The organism is Acidobacteriota bacterium (assembly GCA_040756905.1).
Classification (GTDB): domain Bacteria; phylum Acidobacteriota; class Aminicenantia; order JBFLYD01; family JBFLYD01; genus JBFLYD01.
The window spans coordinates 57,032-69,186 of record JBFLYD010000044.1; the positions used below are offsets into that span (position 1 = coordinate 57,032).

11 protein-coding genes and 1 pseudogene are annotated in these 12,155 nt (G+C 32.9%); 3 read left to right on the forward strand and 9 right to left on the reverse strand.

The genetic code is table 11. The annotated features are described in order from the left end of the window. Positions 1-25: 25 nt before the first annotated feature. On the reverse strand, positions 26-1,348 hold the full coding sequence (locus AB1410_07685) for a Glu/Leu/Phe/Val dehydrogenase (protein ID MEW6456574.1): 1,323 nt from the start codon (positions 1,346-1,348) through the stop codon (positions 26-28). Positions 1,349-1,476: 128 nt separating this feature from the next. Here AB1410_07685 and AB1410_07690 point away from each other — a divergent pair, with 128 nt between their 5' ends. Beyond that, on the forward strand, positions 1,477-2,463 hold the full coding sequence (locus AB1410_07690; protein ID MEW6456575.1) for a tetratricopeptide repeat protein: 987 nt from the start codon (positions 1,477-1,479) through the stop codon (positions 2,461-2,463). A 251-nt stretch (positions 2,464-2,714) separates the two neighbouring features. Then, positions 2,715-3,389 (forward strand): rhomboid family intramembrane serine protease, encoded by a 675-nt coding sequence (locus AB1410_07695; protein ID MEW6456576.1) that lies wholly within the window; start codon positions 2,715-2,717, stop codon positions 3,387-3,389. 147 nt (positions 3,390-3,536) lie between these two features. On the opposite strand, the gene AB1410_07700 is transcribed toward AB1410_07695, so the two are convergent. The 8 genes and pseudogenes from AB1410_07700 to AB1410_07735 all read right to left on the reverse strand — a co-directional run bounded on the left by AB1410_07700 (position 3,537) and on the right by AB1410_07735 (position 11,103). After that, positions 3,537-4,904 (reverse strand): thermonuclease family protein, encoded by a 1,368-nt coding sequence (locus tag AB1410_07700; protein MEW6456577.1) that lies wholly within the window; start codon positions 4,902-4,904, stop codon positions 3,537-3,539. Further along, a pseudogene (locus AB1410_07705) lies at positions 4,904-5,029 on the reverse strand (GIY-YIG nuclease family protein). Before AB1410_07705 ends, AB1410_07700 begins: the two are co-directional and overlap by 1 nt. A 155-nt stretch (positions 5,030-5,184) precedes the next feature. Next, positions 5,185-5,949 (reverse strand): ABC transporter permease, encoded by a 765-nt coding sequence (locus AB1410_07710; protein ID MEW6456578.1) that lies wholly within the window; start codon positions 5,947-5,949, stop codon positions 5,185-5,187. Position 5,950: 1 nt separating this feature from the next. Then, on the reverse strand, positions 5,951-6,877 hold the full coding sequence (locus AB1410_07715) for an ABC transporter ATP-binding protein (GenBank protein ID MEW6456579.1): 927 nt from the start codon (positions 6,875-6,877) through the stop codon (positions 5,951-5,953). Positions 6,878-6,902: 25 nt separating this feature from the next. Continuing rightward, a complete protein-coding gene (locus tag AB1410_07720) occupies positions 6,903-7,505 on the reverse strand; it encodes a type II secretion system protein (GenBank protein ID MEW6456580.1) in 603 nt (200 codons plus the stop codon). A 231-nt stretch (positions 7,506-7,736) separates the two neighbouring features. Next, entirely contained in the window at positions 7,737-8,456 is a 720-nt protein-coding gene (locus AB1410_07725) for a type II secretion system protein (GenBank protein ID MEW6456581.1), read from the reverse strand. A 303-nt stretch (positions 8,457-8,759) separates the two neighbouring features. Beyond that, on the reverse strand, positions 8,760-9,509 hold the full coding sequence (locus tag AB1410_07730; protein ID MEW6456582.1) for a type II secretion system protein: 750 nt from the start codon (positions 9,507-9,509) through the stop codon (positions 8,760-8,762). 118 nt (positions 9,510-9,627) lie between these two features. Further along, complete coding sequence (locus AB1410_07735) at positions 9,628-11,103, reverse strand: hypothetical protein (GenBank protein ID MEW6456583.1); 1,476 nt, start codon at positions 11,101-11,103, stop codon at positions 9,628-9,630. Positions 11,104-11,579: 476 nt separating this feature from the next. Between AB1410_07735 and AB1410_07740 the strand changes: the two genes are divergently transcribed. Beyond that, positions 11,580-12,092: a DUF2723 domain-containing protein gene (locus AB1410_07740; protein MEW6456584.1), complete on the forward strand. Its 513-nt coding sequence runs from the start codon at positions 11,580-11,582 to the stop codon at positions 12,090-12,092. Positions 12,093-12,155 lie beyond the last annotated feature (63 nt).

Here is a 12,155-nt window from a genome sequence, read left to right on the forward strand (position 1 = left end):
CCTCCTTGTATATAAAAATTTAATTTTAGGCATATAAGCCTCTTATTTCCGATGTCTTTATCACTCTTTTTATTGCCACTATGTATGCGGCTACTCTCATGCTGACTTTTAAATCTAAAGATGTTTTTAGGACATTATTAAACGCCTGATCCATTATTCTTTTTAAATCTTCAATAACTTTTTCTTCTGACCAGTAATATCCCATTCTATTCTGAACCCATTCAAGATAGGATACCGTCACGCCGCCTGCGTTGCATAATATATCTGGTATGATAAAAATTCCTTTCCTGCTTAGAATATCATCTGCTTCTACGGTTGTTGGTCCATTGGCTCCTTCGGCAATAATTTTTGCTTTGATTCTTTCTGCATTTTTTTCTGTTATCTGATTCTCCAGGGCCGCTGGAATGAGGATATCAACTTTAAGCTCTAAAAGATCCATGGGATTTTTCAATTTTTTTACCTTTAAAAATTTCTCCAGATCTTTTAAAGAACCTTTCTCTACTGCATACTTCACTACAGCCTCTATATCCAATCCATTCTCATTGTAAAAAGCTCCGTTTATGTCAGAAATTGTAATTATTTTACATCCTTCCTTGGATAGAAGCTTTGCTGTGTTTGAACCGACATTTCCAAACCCCTGAATTGCAACAGTTGATTTTCTTAAATCCATTTTTAAATACTCTAAAGCTTTTTTTATGGTGAATAATATTCCCCATGCAGTGGCTTCAATCCTTCCCTCAGAACCTCCTATTTCAAGGGGTTTCCCTGTTACAACCCCTGGAATGTATTCTCTGAAGTGCATTGAATAGGTATCCATGTACCATCCCATTATCTGGGGGTTTGTGTTTACGTCAGGCGCAGGAACATCTTTGTCAGGACCAAATAGTTCAATCATATCTGCGAAGTATCTTCTTGATAATCTTTCTAATTCTGCCTCTGATAATTTTTTTGGGTCAACTACTACTCCTCCTTTGGCTCCTCCCATCGGGATGTTGACAACAGCGCATTTGTATGTCATCCAGAAAGCCAGAGCTTTTACCTCTTCCAGGTTAACATCCGGATGGTATCTCACACCTCCTTTTGCTGGTCCTCTTGCCACATTGTGTTGTACTCGATATCCTTTAAAAATCTTTATTGAATTGTCATCCATTCTGACAGGGAGGTTAACTTCAACAATTCTTCTGGGCTCTTTTATCATTGCAATCTGATTTTCATTTAATTCTAAAATATTTGCAGCTCTTTCAAATTGCTTTAAGGCATTTTCAAAGGCGGAAGAGGTTTGTTTTCCATCCTCGTATAATTCACATCTTATTCTCTTGTAGAACTGTTTTCTTGATTCCCGAGCCATTTAGGAAACCACAAAATAACCTAAAACCTACATATTGTCAAGTTCGGCGTGCTCTGGGTGTGTTATTAGTTCTTGACTTGATCAAGATATTAATTTATAAGATAATAGAAAATGTGAAGGAGGTTTTTATGAAGAGAGAATATTTAATTTCAGCAGGAGTGATAATTCTTTTTATATTTTTCATAAGTTGCCAGAAGTTGAGTATTAATAATTTAAAAGCAAATTATCATTTTAAAAAAGCAAACAAATTATATTCTGACCAGAATTATAAAAAAGCCATTGAAGAATATGAGGAAACGATGAAATATGCTCCAAATTTAGCCTCTGCCCATTTTTATCTTGGTTCTTGTTATCAACTTCTTTTTAAACCTGGAATAGAGAGTGAAGATAATAAAAAGAAAGCTGAAAAAGCGATTGAACATTTTAATAGAGTTTTAGAGTTAGACCCAAATAATAAAGATGTTTTTTATAATTTAGGGGATATATATGATAGGTTGAGAAATTTTGAGCAGGCAGAAAAATACTACAAAAAAATTCTTGAGTTGGATCCTAAAAATTCTAACAATTATTATGTGGTTGCAGAATTTTATAACAAATACGATAAAGATGACCAGGCAGTGAAGATGTATTTAAAGAGAATCGAACTGGACCCTTCAAACCCAGAAGGATACTCTTATCTTGCAAGTTTTTATAGCAATAAAATCAATGTATTAACAGATTTAGAAAAAGCAAAAGATTATATGAGAAAATCAATTGAAATTCATGAGAAAAGAGTTGCCCTTGATCCGAACAATGCTGAAGCTTTTTATTCCCTTGGGGTAACTTGCTGGGCGATGAGTTACAGGGTTATGCCCAATGAAATAAATGAAGAGAGAAGAGCAATTATTGAGAAGGGGATAAAGGCATTGGAAAAATCAATTGAATTAGCCCCTGATTATCCAGATCCTAACGCATGGGCAGGTCTTCTTTATAGAGAGCTGGCAAAAGTTGATATAAAGAATGAAAAGAAATACAAACAAATAGCTGAGGATTATCTAAGAAAACATAATGAAGTTAGGGAAAGAAAGCTCGAAAAAGAAAAGCTTTTGGAACAGATGAGGGCTGTAACCCGATAAATTAATACAAATTGAGTTCCTCGATTAAACCATTAACTTAAAACTTAGTGTGCTGTTACATAAATTTCTTTACAAACAAACAATTTCTCATAAAGCACACTGAAGGGGTATGGGGAAGGAACTTCTCAATGTATGGGAGGTGCTCAGCGAAGCGTCTAAGGAGATCTTTCTCCCAGAGGGAAAGTGTCGTGTTACATCAAAATCACAAAAAGTATTTAAGTGACACGACATTAGGTTAAATAAAAAAGTTAATGTTAATACCTTTAAAAGATGAAAACCCGACACGGTCTTTTCCATTTATTACTGTAACATTTATCGCTTTAAATATTCTAATTTTTTTATATCAATTATTATCTCCTGAGGGGCTGAATTATTATGTACTGAGGTTAGGCGCGATTCCTTATGAATTCACTCATTTTAAAACCCTCCATTTCAGGCAGGACATTATTCCTTTAACAACCCTTTTTACATCGATGTTCATGCACGGAGGATTTTTTCACATTATAGGTAACATGCTCTATCTCTGGGTATTTGGAAATAATGTAGAGGATTTTCTTGGCACTTTAAAATTTATCCTGTTCTATGTCCTGGCAGGATTGGTAGCTACTTTCTCCCATGTAATTTCTAACCCCAATTCAAAATATCCATTAATCGGTGCTTCAGGAGCGATAGCAGGGGTTCTTGGGGCCTATCTTGTGCTTTTTCCATATGCAAGAATAAGAACTCTGGTTTTTTTATTTTTTTTAATCAGGGTGGTTGATATTCCAGCAGCCTTTTTTCTACTTTTCTGGTTTTTCATGCAGGTTCTCTATGCAGGAATGGGAGGAGAGGTGGCCTGGTTTGCCCATATAGGGGGATTTCTTTTCGGTTTCCTTGCAATAAGGGCTTTTATCAAAAGAAGAGGGAGAAGGATTTATTATCATTGAATCCGTAAAAAAGGGGCAGGCTTCTTATTTAATCATATAGAAATCATCTAAAGTTTTAATCAACACTTAAATAAGTAGCCTGTCCCCTTTTTTTTGACTTTTTCTTGATTATGCAAAGCTAAAGCTTTGCCCTACTCACAGTTCTATCTAATCCTCTATTTCTATCTGACTAGGATAAAAGACTCTGATTTGAGGGATATTTTTATAGAATTTTAGAAAGCCATGAACTTTAATGTTTTTTCCTTCAAGGCTTTTCAAAAAATCCTCCATGAAATGAATAAAGTCATCTTCAAAAATTACTGCCTGGAATTTTGCCCTGTAAGAAGGGTCTGAATATAAGTAAGTAATGTATCCATGTTTAGAAACTTTGTGACACCTGTATTTCATCTTTACTATTCTTCCCAGGAGAAACACTGAATCCTGTGGTTTCAAAGTAACCACATCTTCAAAACCCCATAATCCTCTTTTTTCTTCCTTTGCTTTTTTTTCTGCATCGATAAAATTTTTCTTGTATTCAATGTTAAAGGGATATTTTGTAAATGCATTTGCATATCCCTGTTCTATGATGAATTCGTTAAAGAATGTGAGGTTCTCCAGCCATACATATGCAAGGAGCCTATCATAGGAATCCCTTTTTTCTTTTCCAAGTTTTATGTAAATGTTTTTGTTCTGTAGGTGGAAAGCTGTGAATTCCTCTGCAATCTTTCCCATCAAAGAGACTTCTTCTTTTTCATCGAATATTTCAGGAGAGTTAACTCCTATTAATCGAAGCTTTTCATCTTTTCCATTTAATATAATTCCAATTGTATCTCCATCGTATACTTTTTCTACAAATACTTTTATTTTATCCTTTGTCTCTTCGATTAATTCCTGGATTCTTTCGATATCTTCTTTGAAATCGCGCCTGAGTCTTTCATCCTCAGTTGACTCGTAGAAATTTTTTAAGACTCTTATAGCTTCTTCGAATTTTCCCACATCTCTGTAAAATTTTCCTGAGAGAGATGGAACATAAGGAGGATGTCCTGGCATTTTGCTGGCAATCTCGTAATATTTGGCTGCGTTGTAGTAGTCATCAAGATAATAGAAGTAGTTGTAGCCAATTAAATGGGGAAATTTCCAGTAATTGGGGTGATGTTTCATTCCTTTTAGGAGTAATGTGGCTGATTTTTCTACATCAACAAGCGCTGTAAGTCTCCCTCCCATCAGAAAAGCTTCTTTGTTATGGGGATCCATATCAGTTACTACATCGAAAAGATGATAAAGCCAGGGATATGAGAATTGCCTCTCCTGTTCATAGTAATGCCTTCCGAAATAAATCAGAGCTTGGGCAAGGAGTAGGTCACCAAAAAAGGAATTGTAACCAACTGAAATAAAATCAAGATACTTTCCTGATGGAAGATAAAGAAAGACCTCAGGAGACTTTCCAAAAGTCTTTTTTTTTCCAAGTTCAATGTTTAAGAATACAGCTGATATAATTAATGTTGTAGTTAAAGCAATTATTATAAATTTTTTCATCCTTCTATCAGCTTATTTTTATGTTCAAACATTCTACGGATAAGGTCGTTTGTTACTCCCATGTAAAGCACTTTATTGAATTTATTCGTGAGAATATACACATAGCATTGCTTATCCTTCTTCATGATGGAATATTTTATTAATTTTGAGATTCTGAAACAAGCCTTCTCTGAAGAGATGCCGAAACAAGTTCGGCATGACACTTTCAGGATTTGGAATAACACTCGTAAATGAGCATTTTATCTTCCATCACGAAATTGGAAATGCTTCCTTTTATTTATTAAATATCCTTTCTCGAAAGAATTATCGAAGATAAAACTAACAAAAATGCAGAATAAAAGATTGAGTAAATCGGTGAATATAAGAACTGTATTTTTGGAACATCAAGGTTATACACAAGCTGGGTCTTTACATTGAAATTTTCAAGATTTGGAAGAATGTAATAAAGAAGCTTAAATAAAACTTTTGTGGTTATTAATTCGGATTGAGCTGTCAGCTGAACTGCTTTTTCAGTTGAATGACCTATTATATAAATAAAAATCATCGACGCCATTCCTAAATAGCCACTCATGAATGTTGAAAAAAATAAAGAAAGAGCGGAAAGAAGCACAAGCTCAAAAAAAAGAAAATACCCTCCTTTTAAAAGAGGAATCAACCAGTTTTCTCCATTTATCAGAAGAAATACCCAATCAACAGTTGAAACTACAAAAATTAATATCAATCCTAAAAGCAGGAGTGCATTAAAATTTGCAAGGATATATTGGTAGTGTTTAATCGGTTTTGAAAGAATGATATAGAGAGTTTTTCCAGTTATTTCCCTTGATATTAAATTTGAACCCACAATTATTATTAAAAGAACACCGAAAAAAGATTCAGAAACCAATCCAAGGTCTTTATAAACTTTTCCCTTTTCTCCAACTGCCATTTCCCTCAAGATAAGGGAGGCAAAAATAAAAAGGATTGCCACTAAAAGAAAAGACCAGAAGATTTTTTCTCTAAATATATCTTTAAAGATTATAAAGGAGAGTCTGATAGTCTTTTTCATTTCAATGAAAAATTACATCAGAACTCTTTACTTTTTCAAGGTATATTTTCTGTAAAACACTCCCAGAGAAAGGTTTTACATTTATTATCTTTCCGCCCTTTCTTTTTACTATCTCAAAGAATTTCCAGAGAGATTCCTCCGATGGTATTTCTGCTTTGAATAAATCTCCTGATTTTAAAATTTTAACATTTTCGATTTGCATTTCTTTCTCCCATGAAAATAAAACATCATAGGATTTAAGGGATTCCCCATAGAGCTTTTTTATGTTTATTTCATCGATTAATTCTCCTCTGTCGATTATGGCTACCCTGTCGCAGAGACTTTCAGCATCCTCTAAATCGTGAGTTGCAAGAATAATCGTTTTTTCCTCATCTCTAAGTTTCAAAATTAAATCATAAAGAAGTTTCCTTCCCAGAGGGTCAAGTCCTGTCATCGGCTCATCCAAAATCAAAAGCTCAGGGTCATGAAAAAGAGCCTGGGCTATTCCAATCCTCTGAGTCATTCCTCTTGAATACGTGCTGAGTCTGGAATTTCTGAATTCAGTCAGTCCGACTAAATCGAGTAATTCATCTATTCTTTTTTTAGTTTTCTCTTTAGAGTAGTTAAAAAAATAACCCATCATCTTTAAAAGCTCAAAAGCCCGGAGATTTTTTAAAAATGATGGGTTTTCTGGAAGAAAACCTATTTTCTTTTTCGTTTCCTCATCAAGAGTTTTTGAACCGAATATTTCAAATTCACCAGATGTGGGCCTTAAAACACCGACTAATATCTTTAATGTTGTGGTTTTTCCTGCTCCATTTGGGCCTAAAAAACCATATATTTCATTCTTTTGAATTTCTAAATTTAAATTTTTTAAAGCTTGAAATTTTTTAAAAGCTAAAGAATAAGTTTTTGAAAGGTTTTTTACACTAACTGATGTTGCTTGAATCTAATTTCCCTTCCTTCAGTTAATTTTACCTTATCTTCTGGGCTAAATCGTCTTCACTTACTTCACTCCCAACTGGTAGTAGAAAATTTGTTGAGACATTTCTATCTTCTCCTGCTGAAAGTACAACTGTAGCATAATTTGCTAAGGTTACATATTTAATATTAGCTTCATATCTTTGACCCCATTGGTCTTCTCTAATTTCATCTAAGTAAGGACCTCTCCAGTATCCTGCTTTTAATTTTACTCCTGCAAGATCTTCTGTTCTATAAGCATTTGCTGTACTTCCTCCTGGTTTATTCAAAATTAAATGATTATCAAACGAATCCACAGCAACACCAGTGCCATTCCAATTTGAATTGTTGGCTGTAGGCCAAACGCCTTCCTGACTGTAAAGAAGTTCATAATAAAAAGTTGTACTATTATCATTTTGATAGACTGGCCATCTTCCCATATCTTTGTAAAAGTCTCCAATTGCTGCTGCAATTACCTGACATTCATGGGTTGTACGGGCAACTTTTGAGTAACGAATATTCTTTGCAATTGTTGGAGTGAGAATTGCTGCAAGGATTGCAATAACTGCAAGAACTACTACCATTTCAATCAGTGTAAAACCTTTAAATTTCTTCAATTTTACCTCCTTCCATCAAATTAATTTTTTTATATCTCATAAATCCATATTTGTCAAGCATTTTTTCAAAAATAATACAAAAGCAATAAATAATTTGTAGGGCAACCCTTCAGAGCCTGCCCCAAACCTTGCCCTGAACTTGTTTCATGGGTTAATTCGGGGGTTGCTTAATGCAAGGCTAAAGCCTTGCCATGCATGTCAATTTATTTAATTCATTTGTATTAGTAATGTCTAATTGGATGTCAATACAAAGCCAATATCATCATGTCTTGGAGAATCATCAGGCTCTGTGTTTCTATTAATAGTATCGTCAAAAGGAGTGGACCAGAATTTATCATTTCCAGCAGAGAGAATATAAACATTGTGAAAACGGAAATCTTTTCCCAAAGGGTTGTTGGGAAAATATCTTGCATTGATTACATAAGCACTTCCCCATGGGTCTCTATAGACTCGATAGTCAATATAAGATCCTTTCCATGCATGATTTCCGTCTATATTAAAGTCTTGACCAGGTTCATTTTGATTAAACCTCCAGGTGTCTTCATCAGGGTTATTGAAATATAGATAGTCATAGAGAGGTTTGAATATTGCATAATTTCCCCATCTTTCTGCTCCAACATATGCAATACGTGCTCTCCCCTGAGGAATGTTGAATATATCTCCAACAACTCTATTCACGCCTCCTGAAGGTCCTGGAAGATTTGTATAAGGCCACATTCCAGTGTCTTTATAAAAATCTGCAATGGCAGCACCCAATACTTGTAGTTCATTTTTTGTTCTTGCTACCCTTGCATCTGTCAAATGTCTTGCCATCTGGGGAATCAATATCGCAACTAATATAGATATCACTGCTAAAATCACAATCATCTCAACTAAAGTAAAGCCGTTACAAAATCCATGTTTAAATTCTTTTGTGAACTTTTCTCTTTTTTCTTTATGTTGCTGTTTCAATGTTTTTTCTTAACGATCATTTTGTTAAAATTAAAATATATTTTTAAATTTGGCAAGACTTTTTTATTTCCTTCAATTAATTAAATCCACTAATACAAACGAAATTAATAATGTTACATTTACCGTCATTCCTGCAAAAGCAGGAATCCAGAAACATAATGATAAAACTGGATTCCCGCCTCCGCGGGAATGACAATACTATGAGTTTATGTCATCTTACTTAATGCGTTTGTATTAATTTTAACAAATTCAATAGATTTAATTTATTTATTTTACTTTTAATTTTTACTTATTTAACAGTAATTACCTATACCTATAATAATAAGGAAATCTTTCATACCTTATTTCAGTTTCATTTGTGTAAAGGACAAATCCAAGATCATCTCCATATGGGTTGTCATCAGGCAGTGTATCCTTGGTTATAAAGTCAGAGAAAGCTGTTGACCACATGTTGTCAGGACCAGCTGATAAAAGTAAAACTTTATGTCCTGCTGTGTTCTGACCGAAAAAATTATTTCCGGGAAGATATCTTGCATTAATTACATAAAAATATCCCCAGGCATCTTTGTATGCATCCTTAAAGACATCTCTATCAATGTAAGGCCCGTTCCATCGAAATTCACCAAGTAAAGGATAATCCTGTCCAATCTCATTTACATTCAGAGGGCCAGTGTCATTATCAGGATTATTGAAATTTAGATAATCATACAAAGGCTTAAATGGAAGCCAGCTCCCCCAGTTAATTGCACCAGGAAGAGCCTTTTCAGGAGGAGCCACTGCTTTGCATTCTCCTCCTGGTTCTAAAACGGGATTTCCTCCGATTACTCTATTCACACCACCGGATGGCCCATCCATGTTTGTAAACGGCCATTTACCTGTATCTTTATTCAAATTTAATATAGCAGCTCCAATTATCTGAAGTTCATTCTTGGTTCTGGTTATCCTTGCATCATTTATGTATCTTGCAACCATTGGAACAACTATAGCAATAAGAATTGAAATTATTGTAAGAACAACAACCATTTCTATAAGTGTAAAGCCTTTCTCTCTCATTTTTTTATTCTAAGCAAAATATAATTCAATGAAAGCTCGAAAGTCAAACTGTTTGAGTTTAAAGCCATGTCTCTTTTTATTTAATATTTTATTCAGATTATTCAGAATATTCTTTACATTATATTTTTTTTCTAAAAACAATTGAGATTTCATCCATGTAAATTACTTCCCATTCATTTTCTTTAGAGATTAATTGGTTTACAGGAAAATATTTTGGGAAGATAATCAAATTCCCTCCTTGGTTCACATTGTCATTAAGGTATTCTTTCCAATATAAATTCCCTTTTTCAAAGTGAAAAAGTTTATAGTAATATTCTTTTAAATATAAAGGAGTTCTACCATCCACCGAAACCTTTGTCTGTGGATATAATGAAAAAATTAAAAAACCTCCCCAGTTAAATAAATTAATAACTTTTGTTTTAGGGTTTATAATTTTTTGTTCTTTTAAGAAATTCACTGCTCTTAAAGGATATTGAAAACTCATAATTTTATAAGGATCTAAATAAGAAAGCTTAATAATTATGTTAAAAAATAAGGCGAAATATATTATAAAATTAAGAAAAGGAATAATTAATTTTGTTATTTTTTTTTGAAATATTTTAAAATTTATAGATATTTTAGGAATTGAAGAAGATAATACTATTGTAGAAGAGATTGCAAAATAAGGAATATTTCTAATCATATCAAATGCAAGATAGGAAAAAAATAAAGTAATCAATATATTTGAAAAATCAAGTTTTCTTGAGGCAATTGCTATTGAATTTAAAATTAATAATAGAGGAAATATCAAAAATATTTTATTATGAAAATCTGGGGAATTAAATTCACTGATATATGGTTTCAAATAATCAATTTTAAGATATTCCCATATTTGCATGTATAATTTATAGGTATATGGATTAAAAAAAGTTGTTATAAAAGTCAGAAAAGAAATTATTGAAAATTTTAATAAATCAAGTGATTTTTGTTTGTGTATCAACAAATTTAATATTTCTCCAGTAAGAAATAGGGCCAATAAAATTAATCCATATATAAAGACAATATGTATATTTGCCCATAGAATCATTATCAATGGAAGAAAGATTAGATTGTCTTTTTTAAAATATTTATATTGATAGATTATAAAAAGGAATAAGGTAAAAAATAAAAAAGAAAAAGTTGTTGGTCTCACCACAGAAAGGGGTAGTATTAATGGAATTATAAGGAGAGTAAGAACTGAAGAAATATAAATATTCTGGGATAGTTGGTAACAGAGATATAGGATAATAAAAAACATAAGTAAATGGATTGCAAATTTTAAATAGAAAAGACCGAGCCATTCAAATTGGGAATAGATTAAGTAAAAAATAATTTCTGCAAGCCAGCTATAAGCTATCCATTGTTTTTGAATGCTCTGGAAAGAGAAGGGGTCATTATAAGGGATGGATTTATTTTTTACGATTAATTCCCCGGTTTTTAGATGCCAGAAAATATCCGGGTCCCCCGAATCCTTATAAAATCTTATAGAAAAATAGAAAACGCTCCAAAATACAAGGAAAATCATCGATATTCTAAAGCTTGATATATGAAGAAGGATCTTTTTTATAGATTGCATTGAGGATAAACTATCATACATATTTAGTTTAATTCAAGGGATATTTTCTTTTTTAAATTTCTATTAATACAAACGCACAAATATTTGTTACATTCTATTGTCGTGTCACTTAAATATCTTTTGTTATTCCTTTGTGACACGACCCTTTCCCTATGGGAGAAAGATCTCCTTAGACGCTTCGCTCCCCAGAGATGGGGAAGAGACCTTCCCCATACCCCTTCAGTGTGCTTTATTCTAAAGTATTTATTTGTGAAGATATTTATGGAAAAGCACACTATTTTTGCCCCTCACCCCCGTATCAAGTACGGGGCAGGCTTTAAGCCTCTCTCCTAAGGGGAGAGGGAGGGGTGAGGGGACAGGAATGCATCAGAATTAAATGCATTTGTATTAGTTAAAAATTAAAGAGTTTATGAATGTTCAATTCAAATGAGCTATAAATTTGACTTTTGTTATTTTTATTAATAAAAAATGAAATAATGAGTTTATTTAAAAACAAAGATTATTCTCCCATTATAATTTTCATTTTAACATTTCTATTTTATTTAAAGACATTGGCACCAACGTTTCTTTGGTCAGATAGTTCAAAATTATGTCTATTTGTTAAAAATAAAGAAATTTTTAGCTTTAGCCATGGAATTCATCCAGCCCATACTATTTTAGGGATACTCTTTTCATATTTGCCATTTGACTTAGCCTATTCTCAAAATCTCATGTCAGCATTTTTTTCTTCATTTGCCTTAGCCCTATTTTATTTATTATGTAGAGAACTTATCGGATCTCCAAGAGTAGCTTTTATAACATCCTTGACGCTATCAGTTTCCCATACTTTCTGGCTTTATTCAGTAATAAATGAAACATATAGTCTTTTAATTTTCTCTTTAACATTAATTCTTCTTTTGGGTATTAAAGCAACCTCTTCAAATAAAATGTATATTCCGATCCAAAGTGGCCATCGATTCCGATTCAAACCGGCCACTGATTCTGATTGAAAGTGGCCACCCATTCCGATTTATTCCGGCCACTTTTTCGATGAAATCAGAATTTGAAAAAGT

Coding starts and splice junctions, on each gene's coding strand:
- AB1410_07685 (MEW6456574.1), bottom strand. CDS start 1,348: ATGGCTCGGGAATCAAGAAAACAGTTCTACAAGAGAATAAGATGTGAA.
- AB1410_07690 (MEW6456575.1), top strand. CDS start 1,477: ATGAAGAGAGAATATTTAATTTCAGCAGGAGTGATAATTCTTTTTATA.
- AB1410_07695 (MEW6456576.1), top strand. CDS start 2,715: ATGTTAATACCTTTAAAAGATGAAAACCCGACACGGTCTTTTCCATTT.
- AB1410_07700 (MEW6456577.1), bottom strand. CDS start 4,904: ATGAAAAAATTTATAATAATTGCTTTAACTACAACATTAATTATATCA.
- AB1410_07710 (MEW6456578.1), bottom strand. CDS start 5,949: ATGAAAAAGACTATCAGACTCTCCTTTATAATCTTTAAAGATATATTT.
- AB1410_07730 (MEW6456582.1), bottom strand. CDS start 9,509: ATGAGAGAGAAAGGCTTTACACTTATAGAAATGGTTGTTGTTCTTACA.
- AB1410_07735 (MEW6456583.1), bottom strand. CDS start 11,103: ATGCAATCTATAAAAAAGATCCTTCTTCATATATCAAGCTTTAGAATA.
- AB1410_07740 (MEW6456584.1), top strand. CDS start 11,580: ATGAGTTTATTTAAAAACAAAGATTATTCTCCCATTATAATTTTCATT.